22 protein-coding genes and 1 tRNA gene are annotated in these 20,989 nt (G+C 73.3%); 9 read left to right on the top strand and 14 right to left on the bottom strand.

Features of this window, described 5'->3' with window-relative positions; translation table 11 throughout:
- Positions 1–27: 27 nt before the first annotated feature.
- The 3 genes from AC1UE4_RS15455 to AC1UE4_RS15445 all read right to left on the bottom strand — a co-directional run bounded on the left by AC1UE4_RS15455 (position 28) and on the right by AC1UE4_RS15445 (position 3,751).
- A tRNA-Phe gene (locus AC1UE4_RS15455) sits at positions 28–100 on the bottom strand.
- A gap of 258 nt (positions 101–358) precedes the next feature.
- Entirely contained in the window at positions 359–1,405 is a 1,047-nt protein-coding gene (locus AC1UE4_RS15450) for a M23 family metallopeptidase (RefSeq protein ID WP_482918128.1), read from the bottom strand.
- A gap of 63 nt (positions 1,406–1,468) precedes the next feature.
- On the bottom strand, positions 1,469–3,751 hold the full coding sequence (locus AC1UE4_RS15445) for a DEAD/DEAH box helicase (protein WP_482918127.1): 2,283 nt from the start codon (positions 3,749–3,751) through the stop codon (positions 1,469–1,471).
- A gap of 41 nt (positions 3,752–3,792) precedes the next feature.
- Here AC1UE4_RS15445 and AC1UE4_RS15440 point away from each other — a divergent pair, with 41 nt between their 5' ends.
- A complete protein-coding gene (locus AC1UE4_RS15440) occupies positions 3,793–4,605 on the top strand; it encodes an HAD family hydrolase (protein WP_482918126.1) in 813 nt (270 codons plus the stop codon).
- Here AC1UE4_RS15440 and AC1UE4_RS15435 read toward each other — a convergent pair.
- Together AC1UE4_RS15435 and AC1UE4_RS15430 are read right to left on the bottom strand one after the other, a co-directional pair.
- Positions 4,602–5,729, bottom strand: a complete 1,128-nt coding sequence (locus AC1UE4_RS15435; RefSeq protein ID WP_482918125.1) for an NAD(P)H-dependent glycerol-3-phosphate dehydrogenase — start codon at positions 5,727–5,729, stop codon at positions 4,602–4,604. The two genes, AC1UE4_RS15440 and AC1UE4_RS15435, sit on opposite strands and share 4 nt — an antisense overlap.
- Positions 5,729–6,712: a glycerate kinase family protein gene (locus tag AC1UE4_RS15430; RefSeq protein ID WP_482918124.1), complete on the bottom strand. Its 984-nt coding sequence runs from the start codon at positions 6,710–6,712 to the stop codon at positions 5,729–5,731. The genes AC1UE4_RS15435 and AC1UE4_RS15430 overlap by 1 nt, the downstream gene beginning before the upstream one ends.
- 18 nt (positions 6,713–6,730) lie before the next feature.
- Between AC1UE4_RS15430 and AC1UE4_RS15425 the strand changes: the two genes are divergently transcribed.
- Positions 6,731–7,981, top strand: a complete 1,251-nt coding sequence (locus AC1UE4_RS15425; protein WP_482918123.1) for a DUF4389 domain-containing protein — start codon at positions 6,731–6,733, stop codon at positions 7,979–7,981.
- Positions 7,978–9,180, top strand: coding sequence for a M48 family metalloprotease (locus tag AC1UE4_RS15420; RefSeq protein ID WP_482918122.1), 1,203 nt, complete (start codon positions 7,978–7,980; stop codon positions 9,178–9,180). Before AC1UE4_RS15425 ends, AC1UE4_RS15420 begins: the two co-directional genes overlap by 4 nt.
- A 269-nt stretch (positions 9,181–9,449) precedes the next feature.
- On the opposite strand, the gene AC1UE4_RS15415 is transcribed toward AC1UE4_RS15420, so the two are convergent.
- Together AC1UE4_RS15415 and AC1UE4_RS15410 are read right to left on the bottom strand one after the other, a co-directional pair.
- The gene (locus tag AC1UE4_RS15415; RefSeq protein ID WP_482918121.1) at positions 9,450–10,703 is read right to left on the bottom strand and encodes a TolB family protein; all 1,254 of its coding nucleotides are present in this window, start codon (positions 10,701–10,703) and stop codon (positions 9,450–9,452) included.
- Entirely contained in the window at positions 10,700–11,293 is a 594-nt protein-coding gene (locus tag AC1UE4_RS15410; protein ID WP_482918120.1) for an RNA polymerase sigma factor, read from the bottom strand. The genes AC1UE4_RS15415 and AC1UE4_RS15410 overlap by 4 nt, the downstream gene beginning before the upstream one ends.
- Before the next feature lie 111 nt (positions 11,294–11,404).
- On the opposite strand from AC1UE4_RS15410, the gene AC1UE4_RS15405 reads away from it, so the two are divergent.
- The gene (locus AC1UE4_RS15405) at positions 11,405–11,812 is read left to right on the top strand and encodes a hypothetical protein (protein WP_482918119.1); all 408 of its coding nucleotides are present in this window, start codon (positions 11,405–11,407) and stop codon (positions 11,810–11,812) included.
- A 1-nt stretch (position 11,813) separates the two neighbouring features.
- Here the strand turns inward: AC1UE4_RS15405 and AC1UE4_RS15400 are convergent, their stop codons facing one another.
- Entirely contained in the window at positions 11,814–12,758 is a 945-nt protein-coding gene (locus tag AC1UE4_RS15400) for an ATP-dependent DNA ligase (RefSeq protein ID WP_482918118.1), read from the bottom strand.
- A 44-nt stretch (positions 12,759–12,802) separates the two neighbouring features.
- Between AC1UE4_RS15400 and AC1UE4_RS15395 the strand changes: the two genes are divergently transcribed.
- A complete protein-coding gene (locus AC1UE4_RS15395) occupies positions 12,803–13,516 on the top strand; it encodes a metal-dependent transcriptional regulator (protein ID WP_482918117.1) in 714 nt (237 codons plus the stop codon).
- Here AC1UE4_RS15395 and AC1UE4_RS15390 read toward each other — a convergent pair whose 3' ends face one another.
- From AC1UE4_RS15390 to sucC, 6 genes are all read right to left on the bottom strand, one after another.
- Complete coding sequence (locus AC1UE4_RS15390) at positions 13,517–14,113, bottom strand: LysE family transporter (RefSeq protein WP_482918116.1); 597 nt, start codon at positions 14,111–14,113, stop codon at positions 13,517–13,519.
- Between the two features lie 113 nt (positions 14,114–14,226).
- A complete protein-coding gene (locus tag AC1UE4_RS15385; RefSeq protein WP_482918115.1) occupies positions 14,227–15,333 on the bottom strand; it encodes an aminotransferase-like domain-containing protein in 1,107 nt (368 codons plus the stop codon).
- Positions 15,334–15,343: 10 nt separating this feature from the next.
- Positions 15,344–15,760 carry a hypothetical protein gene (locus tag AC1UE4_RS15380; protein WP_482918114.1) on the bottom strand — a complete coding sequence of 139 codons (417 nt, stop codon included), beginning with the start codon at positions 15,758–15,760 and terminating at the stop codon, positions 15,344–15,346.
- Between the two features lie 13 nt (positions 15,761–15,773).
- Positions 15,774–16,280, bottom strand: coding sequence for a hypothetical protein (locus tag AC1UE4_RS15375; protein WP_482918113.1), 507 nt, complete (start codon positions 16,278–16,280; stop codon positions 15,774–15,776).
- 226 nt (positions 16,281–16,506) lie between these two features.
- Positions 16,507–17,385: a succinate--CoA ligase subunit alpha gene (gene sucD, locus AC1UE4_RS15370; protein WP_482918112.1), complete on the bottom strand. Its 879-nt coding sequence runs from the start codon at positions 17,383–17,385 to the stop codon at positions 16,507–16,509.
- Complete coding sequence (sucC, locus tag AC1UE4_RS15365) at positions 17,382–18,524, bottom strand: ADP-forming succinate--CoA ligase subunit beta (RefSeq protein WP_482918111.1); 1,143 nt, start codon at positions 18,522–18,524, stop codon at positions 17,382–17,384. The genes sucD and sucC overlap by 4 nt, the downstream gene beginning before the upstream one ends.
- 85 nt (positions 18,525–18,609) lie before the next feature.
- Between sucC and AC1UE4_RS15360 the strand changes: the two genes are divergently transcribed.
- From AC1UE4_RS15360 to AC1UE4_RS15345, 4 genes are read left to right on the top strand one after another with little or no spacing between them, the layout of a single operon-like run.
- Positions 18,610–19,287 carry an HAD family hydrolase gene (locus AC1UE4_RS15360; protein WP_482918110.1) on the top strand — a complete coding sequence of 226 codons (678 nt, stop codon included), beginning with the start codon at positions 18,610–18,612 and terminating at the stop codon, positions 19,285–19,287.
- 12 nt (positions 19,288–19,299) lie between these two features.
- On the top strand, positions 19,300–20,070 hold the full coding sequence (locus AC1UE4_RS15355; protein WP_482918109.1) for an MBL fold metallo-hydrolase: 771 nt from the start codon (positions 19,300–19,302) through the stop codon (positions 20,068–20,070).
- A 9-nt stretch (positions 20,071–20,079) separates the two neighbouring features.
- A complete protein-coding gene (locus tag AC1UE4_RS15350; RefSeq protein ID WP_482918108.1) occupies positions 20,080–20,592 on the top strand; it encodes a DUF4234 domain-containing protein in 513 nt (170 codons plus the stop codon).
- Entirely contained in the window at positions 20,589–20,945 is a 357-nt protein-coding gene (locus AC1UE4_RS15345; protein WP_482918107.1) for a VOC family protein, read from the top strand. The genes AC1UE4_RS15350 and AC1UE4_RS15345 overlap by 4 nt, the downstream gene beginning before the upstream one ends.
- Positions 20,946–20,989: the final 44 nt, after the last annotated feature.

The following is a 20,989-nucleotide window of genomic DNA, read 5'->3' as shown; positions in this document are numbered from 1 at the left end:
CGTCGCAAGCGCACGCGCCGGAGGCGATGGCGAGACCCGGACTCGAACCGGGGACACCACGATTTTCAGTCGTGTGCTCTACCAACTGAGCTATCTCGCCGAGCGGCGTCCAGAGTAGCGCCGCCGGGCCGCGCGGCGACGCACGGAGAGGCCGGTCGCAGGGACCGGCCTCTCGGCGTTCTCCGGGTGTCTCGGCCCTCCGGGACGTCGGTGGGCGGTCAGGTCAGGCCTGACTCAAGCTCTCGTTGTGGGGCCGCTCGCGTGGCCAGACGTCCTGATGATCCGGACGGCTCCCCTGCCAGGACCGTCCTCCGACCCGCTCGTTACCCGGGCGACGGCCGACGGCAAACAGAGGACGTCAGACGTCCCAGGTCCGGAGCTGCGGGAGGGGGTCGATCGGGCTGGTGCCGTCGTGGTCGCGCCAGCCGCCGGGCCAGATCTCGAAGTGCAGATGCGGGCCGCTCGAGGAGCCCGTCGTGCCGACGCGGCCGAACATGGACGCCCGGGCGACGCGCTGCCCCTCGACGACCGTGATCGACCCCTTCTGGAGGTGCGCGAAGAAGAACGAGCGGCCGTCGTCGGCGTTGAGCACGACGTAGTAGCCGGCGCCGCCCGCCTGGAAGTCGACGAACGCGACGGTCCCGGCGAGGGGCGCGACGATCGGCGTTCCCTCGGCGGCGATGATGTCCTGGCCCTGGTGAATGTGGCCGGGGCGGCCGGCGCCGAAGCGGCTGTCATCGCCTCCGAACGTGTGTGGCCCGGCAACCGGGAAAGTTCCCCCGGCAGTCGCCGGAGGGGTAGGGTCGGCCTGCGGCTCCGGCTGCGGTTTCTCCGGGCGCGGTCGGGGCCGCTCCACGACCACGAGGTCCGTCTTGCCGGAGGTGCGCGCCGCGCGCGCCAGCGTCGCCCCGTCGGGGTCCTTGACGTGCAGTCGCACGACGTACGTCGCGGCGGTCAGCTTCACGCGCGAGGGCCACTTCAGCTTCACGACGCGGTTCGTCCGGACGCGGCCGAGCGAGAACCGCCCGCCGACCGCGCCGGTCCGGGCGTCCAGCACGACGACGCGCGCGCTCACGCGCTTCACGCCGGGCTCGTCGACGCGGACCTCCAGCGACAGCTTGCCGCCCTCGCGGATCCGGCCGGGGGACACGGCGAAGACCTTCGCGACGGGCCGGCGCGGGGCGGGAGCTCCGTAGGCGAGGGCGCCCGATCGGCGCGGGTCCTCGGCGCCGTCCTCGGCGCCGTCGGCGGACACGCCGCCCGAGGACGAGAACGTCACCCGCGCCGGGGAGGACGAGACCGGCTGAGCGCCCTCGTCGGGAGCCTGCGCCTGCGCGCGCGCGGCGGACACGGGCGTGATCACGATCAAGAGGAAGAGCAGGAGGAGCGGCAGGCGGCGGGCCATCTCCTCCGGAACCGTCGAGATCGGGCTCCGGGCGCGAACCCGGAGCGCAAGCCCTGCGCAGGTTCAGTCGCCCGAAGCTGCGCGATGACGCTGCAACATGCGGTGCATCAGCTCGATCGCTCCGCGCTTCGAGAGCGGCTCGTTGAGGTTGCCGCACTTCGGCGACTGCACGCACGACGGGCATCCCGCCTCGCACGGGCACTCGCTCACGAGCCGGTGCGCGTCGCTCACCAGCACGTCGAACAGCCGGAACCCCTGCCGCGTGATCCCGACGCCGCCGGGGTGGCCGTCGTAGATGAAGATCGTCGGGACGCCGGTCTGCGGGTGGGCGTTCGTCGACAGGCCGCCGATGTCCCAGCGGTCGCACATCGCCAGCAGCGGGAGCACGGCGATCTGCGAGTGCTCCGCCGCGTGCAGCGCGCCGAGCAGGACGTCCTGCGGCAGCTCGGCGATGTCGGGCGGCAGCTCGTACCACAGCGCCTGCGTCACGAACTCGGTCTGCGGCAGATCGAGCGCCTGCAGGTCGATGACCTCGTGGTCCGGCAGGCGCTTGCGCTGGTAGGCCATGACCGTCTCGCTCACGCTCACGCGCCCGAAGGAGAGCTTGCAGCCGAGGAACTCGCGCTGGTCGAGCAGCTGCTCGATCCACGTGTCGGTCTCCTTCTTCGGCTGCGTGTACCAGCCGCCGTCGAACGGCTTGACCATCGCCCGCCGGCCGTCGAGGTCGAGCGTCACCACCTCGTACGAGCGACCGAGGTGCAGGTACACGGCGCCGTCGTGCACGGTGGAGAACGCGCGCGCGGCCTCGACGGTGCCGAGCAGCTCGCCGCTCGTCACGTCGACCACCGCGAAGGAGTCCGGCGACGCGGACCGCAGCGAGACGCGGGCGGCCGGGTAGTCCTCCGGCTCGGCCAGCACGTAGCCGCCGCGCGCCTTGCGCAGCGCGCCCGCGCTCTCCAACGCCGACGCGTGCAGCTCCCACCGCGGGCCCAGCGAGTCCGCGTCCGAGGCGTTCAGCGGCGCCTCGTGCGCGGCGCACAGCAGGTGCTGCAGGTGGATCTGTTCGGACTCGTGGTCGAGGATCGCCGCCTCGACGGGCCGGTCGAGGAACTCGTCGGGATGGCGGCAGAAGAACTGGTCGAGCGCGTCCTCGCCCGCGATGTACACCGCCAGGCCGCGGCCCCGCCGGCCGGCGCGCCCCCACATCTGCCGCAGCGACGCGACCGTGCCGGGGAACGTCACGACGACCGCGGCATCCAGCGCGCCGATGTCGATGCCGAGCTCCAGCGCGTCGGTCGTCACCACGCACCGCAGCTCCCCCGACACGAGCCGCGCCTCGATCTCGCGACGCTGCTGCGGCGTGTAGCCGGCGCGGTAGGGGGCGACCGTGTCGGCGAGGTCGGGCGCGACGTCGCGCAGCTTGTCGCCGACGAGCTTCGACGTCAGCTCGACCGCCTTGCGCGACTTGATGAAGCAGATGGTCCGGGCGCCCTCGCGCACGAGGTCGACGAGCACGTCCGCCGCCTCGCCCAGCGCCGACCGCCGCGCCCCGATCGCCTCGTCGACGAGCGGCGGGTTCCAGATCGCGATCTTGCGCTGCGCCTTCGGCGACCCGTCCCGCTCGACGAGCGCGACCTCGTCGAGCCCCGTGAGCCGCTCGGCCAGCTCGACCGGGTTGGCGATCGTCGCGCTCGCCATGAAGAACCGCGCCTGCGGAGCGAGCCGCCGCAGCCGCCGCAGCACGTTCCCGACGTGCGAGCCGAACACCCCGCGGTAGACGTGCGCCTCGTCGACGACCACGACGTCGAGCCGGTGCAGGAAGTCCGCCCACGCCCGGTGGTTCGGGAGGATCCCGACGTGGAGCATGTCGGGGTTCGTCAGCACGACGTTGGCCCGCCGCCGGATCGCCGACCGCTCCTCCCGCGGCGTGTCGCCGTCGTAGATCGCCGGCCGGATCTGCTTGTGCAGCCCGAAGGCGTTCAGCGCCCGGTACTGGTCCTGCGCGAGCGCCTTGGTCGGGTAAAGGTACAGCGCCCGCGCCGACGGCTGCTGCAGCAGGTGGTGCAGCGTCGGCAGGTTGAAGCACATCGACTTCCCCGACGCCGTGCCGGTCGTGACGATGAAGTCGCCCTCCATGGCCGCGTGCACCGCCTCGACCTGATGCGCGTAGAGCTGCTCGACGCCCATCCCCTCGAGCGCCCCGACGAGCTTCGGATGCAGCGGCGGGACGTCGTCGAGCACCGGAGGACGTGCGCCCTCGTTGGCCTCCCGGACGAGCCGCTCGTCCGCCCGCCCCGCCTCCAGCAGCGCGTCCCACGGCTGCGCCTTGCGCGTCGTCCCGGCCACGACGACCACCGTAGCCGCGCCGTCCTAGGCTGCACGGCCGGATGTCCGCATTGCGCGCGCTCTACGTCGACCTCGACAACACGCTCCTCGGGCGCAACGCCTCGCTGTTCCACGACGGCGACGGAGTGCTGACGAACCTCGGATGGCGGGCGATCGAGGCGTGCCATCGGGCCGGGGCAGAGGTCGTGATCATGAGCGGGCGGCGGCGGTCGTCGGTGCGGGAGGACGCGCGGCTGCTCGGGTGCCCGTCGTACATCTTCGAGTCGGGCGCCGCGATCTCGGACGGGCCGGACGAGGACTGGCTGACCGAGCCGTTCACGCCGCGGGCGAAGACGGTGTTCGAGCAGATCGAGGAGACCGGGGCACCGGCGTTCCTGCTCCAGCGCTACGCCGGGCGGCTCGAGTACCACACGCCCTGGCACACCGGGCGCGACGTCGGGCACCTCTTCCGCGGCACCATCGATGCGATGGAGGCGACGGCGCTGCTGCAGGAGCACGGGCACGAGTCGCTGCGGCTCGTCGACAACGGGAACGTCCACGTCGACGCGGACCCGGAGGCCTACGCGGGCTGGCGCGCGTTCCACCTCATGCCGCACGGCGTCTCGAAGGGGCGCGCGGTCGAGCGCCACATGCAGCGCCGGGGCTACCGGCCCGAGGAGTGCATCGCGGTCGGCGACAGCCGCGAGGACCTCACGGCGGCCGAGGCGGTCGGGACGGTGTGGCTCGTCGCCAACGCGCTCGACACCGACCCGATGCTCGTCACCGCCCTGCCGCGCAACACGCGCGTCGCCGAGGCCGCGAACGGTCCCGGCGTGTACGAGGCCGTGATGACCGAGCTGGCCGAGCGGCGCTAGCTCGGGCCCGCCTCGAGCTCCCGCCGCTCGGTGCTGCCGCCGCCGGTGCGCAGGCGCCGCAGCCACCCGACGAAGCGTCCCCACGCTCCGGGCTGGGGGCGCGGGAGCCGCCGCCGGGCGGGCGACGGGGGAACGGTCGTGCGGACGAGCTCGATCCAGCGGTCGAGCGGCAGCTCGCCGGCGATGAGCTGCGCGAGGCCGGTCGTGACGGGCGCCTCGATGCCGGCGTCGCGCAGGGCCGTCGCCAGCATCGGGACGAGATCGAGCGACTCCACCGCCTGTCCGATCCGGGCCGGGATGTCGGCGGTGGGAACGCCTTCGCCGAGCAGCTCGCCCGCGCGCCGGTTGCGCGACTGGGGAGCGAGCGCGGTGGCGACGAGATCGCCGGTGCCCGCCAGGCCGATGAGCGACTCCGGCTCGGCGCCGCGCTTCTCGGCGTACTGCCAGACCTCGGCGAAGATGTGGCCGGCGGCCGCGCCCGCGGCGTTCAGCCCCTGCGCCTCGGTCGCGCCCGCCGCCAGCGCCGCGGCGTTCTTCGCCGCGCCCGCCAGCTCGACCCCGACGGGATCGTCGGACTCCTCGCACACGACGCCCGCGCGCATGAAGACGGCGGCGATCGCCTCGGCGAGCTGCTCGTTTGTCGATGCGGCCACGAGGCCTGCCCCCTCGTGCACCATCTCGCGCGCGTGCGCGGGCCCGCCGATCACGGCGACGCGGCCCTCGCCGAGCAGCGCGGTCAGCAGGCTGCTCGGCGCGCGCCCGTCGGGCGGGACGAGCCCCTTGGCGAGCGAGATGACCGCCGCGCGCTGCGGCAGCCCCGCCGCGACGAGCCCCGCGATCACCTCGTCAAGGCCCTTCGAGGGGACGCCGAGGAACACGAACTCCGCGCGCGCGAGGCCCTGCGAGATGTCCTCGATGCGCAGCTCACGCGGCAGCTCGACGCCCGGCAGGTACGTCGTGTTCTCGCGGTCCTCCGCCAGGCGGCGCGCCTGCTCGGAGGTCCGGGCCTGCAGCGTCGTCCGCAGCCCGCCGCGGGCGAGCAGCACCGCGACAGCGGTCCCGAACGAGCCCGCGCCGACGACGATCGCGCGGCGACCGGGGCTGGGGAGGTAGATCGACGGCATCAGAGGTTCAAGGCGAGGTACTCCCCCGCAGCCTCGAGGTCACGCAGGGTCGGCGCCTCGACCACGCGCTGGAGGTCGAGGATCCGCTGATCGAAGGATCGCAGGGCGTTGGCTCCGCATACGGCGTGACAGGGCACGCCGGCCTGGCGGGCGCGCACCGCGATCTCGCCGCAGATCTTCCCCTCGAGCGTCGTGACGTCGAGCCGGCCCTCGCCCACGATCGTCGCCCGCGACTCCCGCATGCGCGCGTCGAACCCGAGCGCGTCGAGCACGAACGCCGCGCCCGGCTCGAGCAGCGCGCCGAACGCCGCCCACAGCCCGCCCGACAGCCCGCCGGCCGCGCCGGTGAGCGGGACCCCGCGCGGATCGCGCGGCAGCTCGGCGGCGAGCGCGTGCAGCCGCGCGGTCAGGCGCGCGACCGCCTCGGGCGACGCGCCCTTCTGCGGGCCGAACCGCTCGGCCGCCAGCTCGAACGGCGTCTGCACGTCGCACAGCACGACGAGCCGTGCGCCGCGCAGGCCGCCGCGCTCCTCGATCGCCGCGATCGCGCCGCGGCCGCCGTCCGTCGTCGCGCTGCCGCCCGCGGCGACCAGCACGACCTCCGCACCGGCGTCCACGGCGGCGGCGATCAGCTCGCCCGTCCCATAGGTGGAGGCCGCCTCGGCGTCGCGCTCGTCCTCGCCGACGCGCCCGAGCCCCGACGCCTCCGCCACCTCGACGACCGCCGTGCCGCCGTCCTCGATCAGCGCGAAGCCCGCAGCCACGGGCCGGCCGAGCGGATCGGTCGCCGTCGTCCCTGCCGTCTCGCCGCCGAGCGCGGTCAGCAGCACCTCGAGCGTCCCCTCGCCGCCGTCGGCGACGGGGCAGAGGTCGGGCGGCTCGAGACCCGCGCGCTCGACGCCGCGGCCGACGGCGGCCGCCACCTCCGCGGCGCGGAAGGTGCCCTTGAACGCATCGGGGGCGATGAGCAGCCGTCGGGGCATCCGGGTAGGTTCGCAGCCGTGCCCGGACGTGACGACGAGCTGCGCGTCATCGTCCGCGACGACCTCCGGCGCTCGCGCTGGTCGGTCGGCTTCCGCCTCATCCTCGTGATCCCGCACGCGATCTGGCTGACCGTGTGGGCCGGCGCGCTGCTCTTCCTGCTGCCGGTCCAGTGGTTCGCGCTGCTGTTCCGCGGCCGGCCGATCGACGGCCTGCACCAGGTCTTCGGGATGGTCGTCAACTACTCCCTGCACGTCTACGCCTACGCGTTCCTCGCGGCGGACAAGTTCCCCGGCTTCCTCGGCGCGCGCGGGTACGCGGTCGACGCGATCGTCCCGAAGCCGCTGCCGCAGAACCGCTGGACCGTCGGGTTCCGGCTCTTCCTCGGGCTGCCGCCGCTGATCCTGTCCGGCGCGCTCGGGACCGGGATCGCGAGCGGCGCGACGTCGACGCAGGGCGGCGGCGTGGCGATCGCCGTCGCGGTCCTCGCGTGGTTCGCCTGCCTCGCGCGCGGGCGGATGCCGGCCGGGTTCCGCGACGTGCAGGTGTGGGCGCTCGGCTACGGCGCGCAGGTCGCGGCGTACCTGTTCCTGCTCACCGACCGCTTCCCCGACAGCGATCCGCGCGCGGTGCCGCTGCTGCCGCGCCCGCGGCATCCGGTGCGGATGACGTTCGACGACGAGCGGCGCCAGCACCGGCTGCTGACCGGCTTCCGGCTCATCCTCGCGTTCCCGCACATCGGGTTCCTCGCGCTGTGGGGCGTCGTCGCGTTCGTCGCCGCGGTGCTCGGATGGTTCGCGGCGCTGGCGACCGGGCGCCTGCCACGGGCGCTGCACCGCTTCCTCGCTCGCTACGTCCGCTACCAGGCGCACGTCACCGCGTTCCTCTACCTGGCGAGCGGCCTCTTCCCCGGCTTCACGGGCCGGCCGGGCAGCTACCCGCTCGACCTCGAGATCGACGAGCCGGCGCGCCAGTCGCGCTGGCGGACCGGCTTCCGCCTCGTCCTCGCGTTCCCCGCGCTCCTGCTCAGCGGCGTGCTGGGGACCGCGCAGCTCGTCGCCGCGATCGGCGCCTGGTGGTGCGCGCTCATCACCGGGCGCGTCCCGCGCGGGCTGCAGCACCTCGTCGCGTACACCGTGCGGTACGCCGCGCAGGTCTTCGCGTACACGGTGCTGCTCACCGACGTCTACCCCCACAGCGGGCCGAGCGAGCGGGAGCCGCTCACGTGGGAGCTCGCCCCGGAAGCCGTCTTCGCGGAGGTGGCCGCGTGAGCCGCGAGCGCCTCGGCCTGACGCTGTCGCTCGTCATCGTCCTCGCGGCGGCCGCGGTGCTCGGGTCGCTGCTGTGGGACACGGTCGTGCCGGGCGACCTGAACCTGCGCGACATCCCGGACGCCGCGTTCGGCCAGCGGGCGGTCGAGCGCGCGCAGGACTTCGAGGCGCTGCCGCGCGTGCTGACGATCCTCTCGCAGCTGACGCTGATCGCCGTGCTCGCGGTCTACGCGAAGCGCGGCGTGCGGCTCATGAAGCAGTCCGCCGCCGGCCCGATCGGGACCGGCACGATGCTCGCCATCCTCGGGCTCTGCCTCGTGTGGCTCGCGCAGCTGCCGTTCGGGCTGATCGAGACGTGGTGGAGCCGGCGGCACGACGTCGTCGACGTCAACTACGCCGAGTGGCTGCTCGAGAGCTTCTTCGGCCTCGGCGGGGTGGCGATCCGCGTCGCGGTGATCCTGCTCGTCGTCATGGGCTTCGCGCGGCTCGTGAAGTGGGCGTGGTGGGCGCCGGCCGTCGCGCTGCTCGGGGGCATCGTGCTGCTCTTCGCGTGGCTGGCGCCGTACCTGGTCGTCGACCTCGACAAGCCGTCGCCCGCGATCGCGCGGGACGCCGACCGGCTCGCGCGCGAGGAGGGGTTGCCCGACGTCCCCGTGCGGGTCGAGAAGGTCAGCGAGTTCACGTCGCAGCCGAACGCCTACGCCTTCGGGCTCGGCGCGACGCGCAAGGTCGTCCTGTGGGACACGCTGGCCGACGACTTCCCGCGGCGGCAGGTCCGCGTCGTGCTCGCGCACGAGCTGGGCCACCACCAGCACCACCACATCCTGAAGAGCCTCGGTTGGATGCTGCTCGTGCTGCTGCCGGCGGGGATCGTCGTCGCGCTGTTCGCCGTGGGGCGGGGCGGCATGGGCGTGCCGCAGGCGATCCCGGTCGCGCTGCTCGTGTTCTCGATCGTGCAGTTCGTGGCGACGCCGCTGGTCACGGCGGCCGGCCGGCGCTACGAGGCCGAGGCCGACTGGGCCGCGTTGCAGGCGACGCGCGATCCGCGCGGGATGGAAGCGCTCTTCAAGCGCTTCACGACCGAGGCGCGAGCCGATCCGAACCCGCCCGGCTGGGCCCACATCTGGTTCGACGGCCACCCGAGCGGTGGCGAGCGCGTCGCGATGGCAAGAGCCTGGGCGGCGCGGGAGGGAAGGTGATGGACCTTCGCCGTATGTGGTTCCCGAGGAGGGGAGGAAGCGGGGCGCATCGCGGGTCGCGGCGCCCCGCCAGGGGCACTTCGAAGTTCTTGCAGGCGGTAGACACGCGACCCTGTCTCCGTCTGCGCTCGACGCTTAGCCGTCGTTCATGGGTGGCACTTTGGCGTCGGCCGGGAGGCGTGGCATCGGGGGGATCCCCCTAGTTCCCCCAAGAGACCCCCGGAAGACCCCGGGGGTCCGGGAGCCGGGGTGCGGATCGCCGCCACGGCCTAGGCCGGGCAGCACCAGCCGACGAGCCGAGCTTCCCCAGCGCCGAAACGCTTCTCCGGATTCTGGACTTGCCTCGGGCGACCCCGGGCGAGCGGAAGGAACAGCCAGCTCCGCGCCGCCCGCCAGTCGACGACCACCCACCGGCCATCGGGGCTTGCGACCAGCCCCGAGACGCCGCGCGCGGCGAAGATCCGGCGGAGGGGCGGCGTCGCGGGAGACCGCGCCGCGTCGTCTGGCGGCCCCCCGGAGAGCTCTCGCCGGCTCGCCGCCGTCGCCACGACCACCTCTTCCGTGTTCCCTCGATGGCGGAGCGCGACGATCGACTTCCCGCCGCGCGCCCACACCGCGTCTCCGAAGGTCGCGCCTTCCCCCGCGCGCACGCGGGTGAGGAGCCGGCCCGTCTTCGCCGACCGGATCTGCATGGTGCGGATCCCGGCGAGGAGGAGCCGCCTGCCGTCCGGCGAGAAGGAGGGCGCCGGCGCCTCGGGCGGACCGTCGACGACGAACTGCCGCTCGCCGGTGTCCGCATCGGCGACGGTGATGCGCCGGCTGTCACCGAACGCGATCACGTGGCGGGCGCCCGGTCGCCACGCCGGTGCGACGTGCGCGTCGCCGGCGCCCACGGGATGGTCGCCGGTGCCGTCGCCGGCGACCACGCGAACGGTCGAGCCGGCGATGTACGCGACGCGGTAGCCGTCTGGCGACCAGCGCGGGTTCGAGACGGCCGCGCGGGCGGCGACCGACCAGCGGCGCCGGCCGTCGAGGCCGACGACGAAGAGCTCGCTGCCTCGCGTCACCGCGGCGAAGTGCCCGAAGGCGGACCACGTCGCATCGCTCACCGCGCCCGCGAGCCTCCGGACGCCCGACCCGTCGGCGACCCACGGCTCTCCCGAGAGCTCCACGCCGTCGCGCACCGCCGGTCGCCCGGCGAGGACGAGCAGCTGCCCGCCGCCCGGCAGGTCGCCGAGCGCCGCGGTGCGCGCCGGCCGCTCCGGAGCGGGATCGACGACGGCCTTCACCCGCTCCCCGACCCACCCGGCCACCGCGTTCCCCGGCGAGGTCAGCGCCAGCGCCGCGCCGAGCACCGCGAGCCCCGCGACGATGAGCGACCACGCCGCGCCCGCCGCCAGCGGAGGCCTCATCGGCCGCCGCGCTCGCCGTGGTGCCTCGCCCGCGGCGGCGGAGACCGCGCGCCACGCCCGCGCCCGTGCGGCGCCCTCACCCGGCGCGGAGAGGTCGCGGAGCGTCTTCATCGATCCCCCTCCATCCCGCGCTCGCCGCGCGCCCACGGCTCGAGGGCGTCGAGGCCTCTCCGCAGGCGGGAGTTCACCGTGCCGCGCGGGAGGTCGAGCACCGCGGCGATCTCGCCGGGCGTCAGCTCGAGGACGTGGCGGAGGACGACGACCGTCCGCTGCTCGTCGGGCAGCGCCGCAAGCGCCGCGCCGAGGCCGTCTGCGGCCGGGACCGCGTCCGGGGCGGGCAGCGCGGCGAGCGGCTCGTCGCCCACCTCGCGCCGCACCGTGCGCGCCCGCAGCGCGTCGATCGCGCGGCGGGCGACGATCGTGCGCAGCCACGGCCCGAACGGCCGCCGCCGGTCGAACCGGTCGAGCGCCGCGACCGCCGCGAGGAACGCCTCCTGCGCGATGTCCTCGGCCGTCTGCTCGTCGCGCACGACGAACCACGCCGCTCGGTACGCGGCGGGCCAGTGCAGCCGGAAGAGCCCCTCGAGCGCGGCGACGTCGCCGCGCTGCGCGGCCCGCACCAGCGCCCGCTCGCCGCGCGGGCTCACCCGCGGCGCACGCACCGCGCGGGGCACGGCAGCAGCGGTCGCCCGCGACGACACGACGCCACGCTATCCGAGCAGCCGACGCCAGACGAGCCTCATGCCGCTTCTACGTGAACGATCGGCTCAGAGGTCCCGGCATGCCGGGACCTCCGCGCCGGCCCGGGTCGTATGGAGGACGTGATCGCGTCGCTCATCGCCGCCGTGCTCACCGCCGCGGGGCCCGCGCCGCCGGAGCTCGCCGACCCGCCCTACCTCGGGATCGCCTGCCCGATCCCCAACTCGACGGCGTGCGACCGCGTCGGCCTCTACGTGCCGCTCGAGCGACCGCACCGCCGCGTGATCGCGCGCATCGGCGACGACGTCTTCGCGCTGGACGATCCCAGCTGGAGCAACCGGCGCGCCGCGGCCGGCTTCCTGCAGCCGGCGCACCTCAACGGCGGCGGGCCGCTGGCGGTCCACGACGCGGATGGAGCCGCCCGCTACCTCGGGGGCGAGGCCCCGACCGTCCTCGTCCGCCTCGACGTCGATGGCCGCCCGACGGCGGTCTTCGCCCAGCTCCACGCCGGCTGGGGCTGACCTACTGCGCGAGCTGGTCGACCTTGCAGTCGGCCGGGTCCTTGTCCTCGCGCCAGCGCTGGATCTTCGCGCCGTGCCGGATCCGGCCGTCGGAGACGTGGTCGAAGGTGACCTCGACGACCAGCTCGGGGCGCAGCTCGCGCCACTCGAGCTCGCGGTCGTTGGCCCAGCGGCTCGGGTCGCCCATGCCGCTCTTGCCGGTCTCGTACGGCTTCAGCTTGTCCACCAGCGCGCGCTTCTCGGCCGCCTTGAAGCCGCTCGTGTGCCCGACGACGCGCAGCTCGCCGGCGTCGTCGTGCAGCGCGAGGATCAGGGAGCCGACCGTTCCGGCCTCCTTGCCCGGCCGCCAGCCCATGACGACGGCGTCGATCGTGCGGACGCGCTTGATCTTCACCATGCCCGTCCGCTCGCCCGGCCGGTACGGCGCGTTCAGCTCCTTCGCGATGACGCCCTCCGCGCCGCGCAGCCAGGGCTGGGCGTCGGCGGCGTCCTGCGTCCACGGCGTCAGGTCGACCGGGGCGTCGACCCGCTCCTCCAGGGCCGCCCGGCGCTCGACGTACGGCAGGTCGAACAGCACCTCGTCGTCGCGGGCGAGCAGGTCGAAGGCGATGAACCGCGAGGGCGTCTGCTCGGCGAGCATCTTCACGCGCGAGGCCGCCGGATGGATCCGCTGGCCGAGCGCGTCGAACAGCTGCACGCCGCCCTCGCCGAACACGACGATCTCCCCGTCGAGCACGTAGCGGCCGGCCGGGAACTCCAGCTCGGGGAAGTACCGCGTCAGCGGCTTGCCGTTGCGTGACTGCAGATGCACCTCGTCGCCGTCGACGAACGCGACGCAGCGGAAGCCGTCCCACTTCGGCTCGTACGCCCAGTTCTCGCCCTCGGGCAGGCTGGCTCGGGAACGGGCGAGCTGGGGGAGGACCGGAGGCTTCAGGGGAAGTGGCACGCGCAGCCCAGTCTCGCGGATCGGGGGCCGATATGGTCACTCGCATGTCCGCCGAGCACGCCACCGTCGCCGAGGAGGAGTACCTCCAGACCCTCTTCTGGCTCCTCGAGGCGGGCCTTCCGATGACGGGTGCGAACGTCGCCCGCGCGATGCAGCTGTCGGCGCCGACGGTGCACGAGATGATCGGGCGGCTCGAGCGTGACGGGTACATCACGCGGGCCGGCGACAAGACGATCCAGTTCACCGACTCGGGCCGCGAGCACGCCGAGGGGATCGTCCGCCGTCACCGCCTGATCGAGCGGTTCCTCACCGACGTCCTCGGCATCCCGTGGGACGAGGTCCACGAGGAGGCCGAGCGGCTCGAGCATGCGATGTCGCCCGTCCTGGAGGAGCGGATGCTCGCCGCGATCGGCGACGCGAAGACCTGCCCGCACGGCCATCCGATCACGCCCGGCACGCGCATCGAGGGCGTGCCGCTCGCTGACGTCGAGGTCGGCGCGTCGGTGAAGATCCTGCGCTTCGAGAACGAGGCCGAGGACCTGCTGCACCTCCTGCGCGAGTCCGGTCTCGAGCCCGGCCTCGAGGGCACGCTCGCCGAGAAGGACGAGCACGAGGTCGTCGTCCAGGCGAACGGCGCCCGCGTGTCGGTCACGCCGTCCGTGGCCGAGACCGTCTCCGTCGTCGCCGACCCATCGCCGCCCCCGCGCACCGCCCTTCCGGAGCAGCTCGTGCTCTCGAAGGAGCGCTACGGCCGCTAGCTAGGCCAGCGCGGCCACGCCGCGCACGAGGAACACGACGCCGAAGGCGAGCACGACGACGCCGGCGGCGATGCCGATCCGCCGCAGCGCGTCCGGGCCGAGCCACCGCCCGGCGACCGTCGATGCGGTCGCCAGGCCCGTGAACCACGTCAGCGTCCCGAGGAAGACCGCCGGCGGCAGCACCCCGACCGTCGCCGCTCGGCTCAGATGCAGCGCCGGCACGACCGCGGCGAACGCGGCCGCCCAGGACAGGATCGTCGACGGGTTCGCGAGCGTCGCGGTGAAGCTGACGCCGAGCCCGCGCGGGAACGTCCGCAGCGAGACGAGGTCGCCGCCGCGCGGGTGCACCATCTTCCATCCGATGAACAGCAGCGCCACGCCGCCCACGACCTGCAGCTCGTCGCCGGGCACGAGCGCCGCGAGACCGAGACCGGCCAGCAGCGCGTACAAGGCGTCGACCGCCGCCGCGCCCAGGCCGACGCCGAACGCCGGCGCGAACCCGTACCGCAGCCCGGAGCTCAGCGCGAGCACCGAGATCGGCCCGAAGCCCGCTGCCACGACGAGCCCGAGCAGGTAGCCGGAGAGGACCGCTTCCATGGCGGCATCCTCACCGCTTCCGCCGGCGGGCGGAAGCGATCCCGTGGATGTCGCGGCGAGACCCCGTGCCCGCCGCGCGAACGTCGGCGAGCACGGTGATCACGCAGTGCTCGCTAGACGGTGGCCTGCTTCTGCTGGGCGCGGAACGCCTCGGCGAGGCGCGCGACGCCCTCGTCGATCTGGTCCGCCGTGACGCCCGAGTACGCGAGGCGCAGCGTGTTGCGGCCGCCCTCGAGGAGGAAGTCGGTGCCCTTGACGAACGCGACGCCGCGCTCGGCGGCGGCGGTGAAGAGGGCCTCGACGTCCGTGTCCTCCGGCAGCTCGACCCACATGAAGTAGCCGCCCTCGGGCGGGGTGAACTTCGCCTCGGGCAGCTCGCGCTCGAGCGCCGCCGACAGGAGCTGCACGCGCTCGGCCAGCGCGCTCTTGACCGTGTCGACCGCGCCGCGCATCCGCCCGCTCGAGACGAACTGGTAGACGATCGACTGCGCGACCATGTTGGGCGAGATGTACGTGTTCGTCGCCCGCTTGACGATGCGAGCGATGAGGTCGGACGGCCCGACGAGGTAGCCGACGCGGATGCCGGGGCAGACCGTCTTGGAGAACGACGAGGCGTAGACGATGCGCTCGTTGCCGTCCATCGAGAGCATCGTCGGCAGCGTCTCGCCCGCGAAGCGGATCGAGATGTACGGGTCGTCCTCGAAGACGAGGAAGTCGTGATCGTTCGCCAGGTGCAGCAGACGCTCGCGCTTCTCGCGCGAGAGCGTGTAGCCGGCCGGGTTCTGGAAGTTCGGGATGATGTGCGCGAGCTTCGGCCTCGCGCCCTCGGCGAGGAGCCGCTCGAGCTCGTCGACGTCGATGCCGTCCTCTTCGAGCGTGACCATCCGGATGTCCGCGCTGCGCTGCTGGAGGCCGAGGAGCGTCCGGTCGTACGTCGGCCGCTCGACGACGACGGAGTCGCCGGGGGAGACGACCTCGTCGAAGAGGAAGGCGTCGGCCTGCATCGACCCGTTGGTCACGAGGACCTGGTCGGGGGTCACGCCGTGCTGCTCGGCGATCCACTCGCGCAGCGGCACGTAGCCGACCGCGGTGCCGTACGCCGTGGAGCCGCCGGGATCGCGCTCGAAGGCGCGTTGCGCGGACTCGCTGAGGCCCTCGACGTCGACGATGTCGAGCGAGGGCGCGCCGCGCGCGAAGGAGATGAGGTCGCCGCCTGCCATGCCAGGGAGCCTAGGACACGTCCGTGCGGGGGTGCGCCCGGGCGGTGTCGAGCACCTGCACCAGGCGCGCGGGCGGCAGCTGCTCGGGCGGCGCGGGGATCGGCGGCGGCTGGGTGCGGCGCGCCTCGATGACCATGGGCTCGAACTCGCCGGCGCCGTCCTCGAGCACCTCGCTCGCGACCCGCTCGGCCGCGGTCCCGAGCGCGGCGACGAGGTCGTCGAGCTGCTCCTTGACCTCGAGCGCCTCGCCGAACCGCCGGTCGACCGTCTCGGCGGTGGCGATCAGCCGGTCGGTCAGCTCGCGCAGCCGCGCGATCCGCGCCTCGGCGATCGCGTCGGCCCGGCGCCGCGTCGCCTCGAGGTACGCCTCCGCCTCACGCCGGATCCGGGCGGCCTCCTCGTGAGCGTCGGCGATCTCGGGATCCATCGGCTCGCCGAGGCTAGCGGAGGTCGACGGCGAGCCGGCCGTGCCGGGCCTCGACGACGGCGACCGGCGCGCCGAGCGCGCGGCGCAGCTCCGGGACGAGCGGCACGCCGCGGTCCAGCGTCAGGTCCAGCGCCGCGTGCCCGCCCGCGTACGCGCGCAGCGAGACGGCGGCGACGCCCTCGATGCGCCGCAGCGCGCCCGACAGCGCGCAGAGCCCGTCGAGGTCGACGTCGACCTCGAGCGCGACGTCGTCGCGGAAGAGCAGCCCCTCGCCGGGGTCGAGGCCGCGCGTCTCGGCGATCGCGCGGTCGTAGGCCGAGACGAGGTCGCTCGCCGCGCGCCGCAGGCTCTCGCCGAAGCGGTCGAGCGCGTCGCCGGCCGCCGGATCCGGCGCGGGGCGCGCAGGCGCGTCGTCCGCCGCCGTTCGAGGCGGTCGCTCCTCGCCTTCGAGCTCCGCCTGCAGCTCCGTGAGCCTCCGCTCGAGCCCCGCGAGCGCCTCGTGGACGTCGTCCTCCGACACGCCGGTCGTTTCGCCGTCGGACGCGGAAAGCCTGCCGTTAAACACGACTGCCGGCCCGTGGGGCCGGCAGTCCTTGCCTTCGGCGCTGGCGCCCGTCCCGGAGATGCCGGACTACCGTCGCCTCAGCGCTTGCGCTGAGTCACGTGCGCTTAGGCGCGACAGTACAGATGCCTTAGAAGCGGTTTCGGCAAGTGGACGAACGTTCTAGGACTGACGTTCCGTCAGCTCAACCGCCGAGGATCTCGACCGCGATCTCGGCCACCTGAGTCGGCGTGCGACCGACCCTGACGCCCTTCGCCTCGAGCGCCTCGGCCTTGGCGGCGGCCGTGCCCTTCGAGCCGGAGACGATCGCGCCCGCGTGGCCCATGGTCTTGCCGGGCGGAGCGGTGAAGCCGGCGATGTAGCCGACGACCGGCTTGGAGACGTGCTCGCCGATGTACTCGGCGGCCTCCTCCTCGGCCGAGCCGCCGATCTCGCCGCTCATCACGATGAGCTCCGTCTCGGGATCGGCCTCGAACTTCGCGATGATGTCGATGAACGAGGAGCCCGGGACCGGGTCGCCGCCGATGCCGACGATCGACGAGTTGCCGAAGCCGCGCTGGGCCAGCTCGTTGCCGATCTGGTAGGTCAGCGTGCCCGACCGCGAGACCACCCCGACGTTGCCCTCCTTGAAGAAGGCGGCGGGGATGATCCCGACGTTCGCCTTGCCCGGCGACAGCGCGCCCGGGCAGTTCGGCCCGATGTGCGTGATGTCGCGGTCCAGCGACTGCAGGAAGTCGTAGACCCGCAGCTCGTCGTGGGCGGGGATGCCCTCGGTGATGGTGATGATCGTGTCGATGCCCGCGTCGGCCGCCTCGAGGATCGAGTCGGCGGCGAAGCGCGGCGGGACGAAGATCATCGCCGTGTTGGCGCCCGTCTTGTCCACGGCGTCGTGGAACGTGTTGAACACCGGGACGCCCTCGACGTCCTGGCCGCCCTTGCCCGGCGTCACGCCCGACACGACGTCCGTGCCGTAGCGCTTGTTGTTCATCGCGTGGAACGTGCCCTCACGGCCGGTGATGCCGGAGACGCACAGCTTGGTGTCCTTCCCGACGACGATGCTCATGCCTTCGCCAGCTCCACGACCTTCTCGGCCGCCTCGTTCATCGTCGTGGCGGTGTGGACGTTCGGGAGGTTCGCGTCGGCGAGGATCTGCCGGCCCTCCTTGTCGTTGGTGCCGTCGAGGCGCACGACGAACGGCACCTGCGGGCTGATCTGGTTGAACGCCTCGATCAGGCCCTTCGCCACCTCGTCGCAGCGGGTGATGCCGCCGAAGATGTTGAAGAGGACGGCCTTGACCTTGTCGTCGGACAGGATGACCTCGACGGCGCTGGTGATCGCCTCGGCCTTCGAGCCGCCGCCGGCGTCGAGGAAGTTGGCCGGCGCGCCGCCGTACTGCGCGACGACGTCGAGCGTCGACATCACGAGCCCGGCGCCGTTGCCGAGGATGCCGATGTCGCCGTCGAGCTTGACGTAGGTCAGCCCGCGCTCCTTGGCCATCCGCTCCTGCTCGTCCTCACCCGAGACGTCGCGCAGCTGCGCGTTGTCGGGATGGCGGTACATCGCGTTGTCGTCGAGCGTGACCTTCGCGTCGAGCGCGCGCACCTGGCGGTCGCCGGTGATGATCAGCGGGTTGACCTCGACGAGCACGGCGTCCTCGCCGACGAACGCGTCGTAGAGCTTCGCCAGCAGCGCGCCGATCGGGCGGACGACGTCGTCGGCGACGCCGGCCTCGAAGGCGAGCCGGCGGCCGTGGAAGTCCTGGAAGCCCAGGAGCGGATCCACGTGCAGGCGGGCGATGGCGTTCGGGTCGCGCTCGGCGACCTCCTCGATGTCCATGCCGCCCTGCGTGGAGAGCATGAACAGCGGCGCCTTGGCGGCGCGGTCGAAGACGATCGAGGCGTAGTACTCCTCGGCGATGTCGCTGGCTTCCTCGATCCACACCTCGTGGACGGTGAAGCCGCGGATGTCCATCCCGAGGATGGCCTCGGCGTGTTGGCGAGCCTCTTCGCGGTCCTTGGCGACCTTGATGCCGCCGAGCTTGCCGCGGCCACCGATCTGGACCTGCGCCTTGACGACGCAGGGGAAGCCGATCGCGTCGGCGGCCGTGACCGCCTCGTCGACGGTGGTGGCCGGGCGCCCGGACGGCACGGGGACCCCGTGCTTCGCGAAGAGCTGCTTGCCCTGATACTCGAGCAGGTCCATAGGCGGCGGTGAAGCTAGCAAGCCGCCCGCCCCCGCAAGCCGTCAGCGCCCGGTGGATGCTCGCCTTCCTACAATCCACCACCCTATGGCGCTTCCCAAGGACATCAGCTGGGTCACCTTCGACGTGTACGGGACCCTCATCGATTGGGAGAAGGGCGTCGCCGAGGCCTTCCAGAAGGAGGCCCAGCGGGATGGGTTCCAGATCGACAACGACGAGCTGATCCCGATGTTCCACGAGATCTCGCGTGACGTCGAGGGCGGCTCGTACGAGCTGTACGCCGAGGTCCTGCGCCGCACCGCGGTCGAGATCGCCAAGCGCCTGGGCTGGCCGCTCGAGCCGTCGCGCTCCGGCTTCCTCCCGGATTCGGTGCACCGCTGGCAGCCGTTCCGCGAGACGAACCCGCAGCTGAAGAAGTTCGTCAAGAAGTTCCAGACCGGTCTGATCTCGAACATCGACGACAAGCTCCTCGGCCAGACGCGCCGCCACATCCCGCACGACTACGAGCTCGTCGTCACCGCGCAGCAGGTCCGCTCGTACAAGCCCGACCCCGCGCACTTCAAGGAGTTCGCGCGCCGCATCGGCGGCAAGAAGGGCTGGGTCCACGTCGCGAGCTCCTACTACCACGACGTCGAGCCGTGCCTGAAGGAGAAGGTGCCCGTCGTGTGGGTCAACCGGAACGGCGAGGAGCTCGAGACCGGCAAGAAGAAGCCGGACGCCGTCGTCTCGAGCCTCAAGGAGGCCGCCGAGCTCCTCGGCGCCTAGGGACGCGCGCGCGTGCGCGTCGTCTCGCTCCACGAGGACGTGCTCGTCGCGACGAGCCGCGTCTACCGGACCACCTGCACCATCGTCCGCCGCGACGACGAGGCGTTCGTCGTCGACTCGCCCGTCTACCCGGACGAGCTCGAGGTGCTCCCCACGCTGCTGCAGCAGGCGGGCTTCCCGTTCAGCGGGCTGCTCGCGACGCACGGCGACTGGGATCACCTGCTCGGCCGGCTCGCGTTCCCCGGCGCCGCGCTCGGCGTCGCCGAGACGACGGCGGCGCGGCTGACCGGCGCGCCCGGCGAGGCGGCGCGCGAGCTGCGCGCGTTCGACGACGAGCACTACGTCGAGCGGCCGGCGCCGCTGTCGCTCGGGCAGGTCGAGGCGCTGCCGGTGCCGGGCAAGCTGGCGATCGGCAGCGGCGGCGACGAGCTGGAGCTGCACCCGACCGAGGGCCACGTCGCCGACGGCATGGCGATCGTGGTGCCGTGGGCGAACGTGCTGATCGCGGGGGACTACCTGTCGCCGGTCGAGATCCCGATGCTGAGCGCGACCGGCTCGCGCGACGCGTACCTCGCGACGCTGCGCCGGCTCGAGCCGCTCGTCGAGCAGGCGGCCGCGGTCGTGCCCGGCCACGGCGACGTGCTCGACTCGGTGCGGGCGCTGGCCATCCTGCGCGAGGACGCGGCCTACCTCGAGCAGCTTCCCGGCGACGCGCTGCCGCTCGCGCGGCGCAGCGCAAGTCAGCGGAAGATCCACCTGGCCAACGTGCGTGCGCTGACGTAGGGTCGGCTCATGGCTTACGGCGATGTCTTCCATCCGGCGGGCACGGCCCGCGACGTGAAGGTGCGCGGGCCCGTCTGGGTCGGCGTGTGGAGCCTCGTGACGTTCGGGATCTACGCGATCTGGTGGATCTACGTGACGGCGAAGGACCTCAAGGAGTACGGCCAGGCGAAGGGCCGCGACCTGGGCCAGAGCCCGGGCATGACGCTGCTCGCGGTCACGCTGGGGGCGCTCATCATCGTCCCCGCCGTCGTCGCGATCTACCGGCAGGCGAAGCGCGTCCAGGACGCGCAGCGGCTCGCGGGTTCGGAGGCCGTCATGAACGGCTGGCTCGCGCTCGTGCTCTACCTGGTCTTCGCGCCGCTGTTCCTCGCGTACGAGCAGTCCGAGCTCAACAAGGCGTGGGCGCACGAGGGCGGCCCGGTGCCCGCCGCGCCGCAGGGCATCCAGGCGCCCGAGCTGCACTCGACCGACGCCCTGACGACGCCGGCCGACTCGCACACGCCGGAGCGCCCCGTCGGGTGATCCAGCACGTCGCGCTCGAGGTCCGCGAGAGCGACGCCGACGCCTGCGTCGCGTTCTGGGCGCTGCTCGACTTCGAGGAGGTCGAACCGCCCGGGACGCTGCGCGAGCGATCCCGCTGGGTGCAGCGCCGCGGGTCGCAGGTGCACCTGCTGTTCACGGACGAGCCGGTCGCGATGCCGTCCGGCCACGTGGCGGTCATGGCGGGCAGCCACTACGACGAGTGGGTCGCCGCGCTGCGCGACGCCGGCTTCGAGGTGGACCCGCGCGAGGAGCACTGGGGCGCGCCGCGCTCGTTCGTCCGCTGCCCGGCCGGGCACCGCGTCGAGCTGATGGCCCTGCCGCCGACCGTGTGAACTTCCCGTCAACGGGCGCAAGACCGCGGCGCGCGCGTCGTTGG

This window comes from Parviterribacter kavangonensis, from assembly GCF_056863335.1.
The sequence above is the reverse complement of the archived record's forward strand: the minus strand, read 5'-3'. Positions and strand labels throughout refer to the sequence as shown.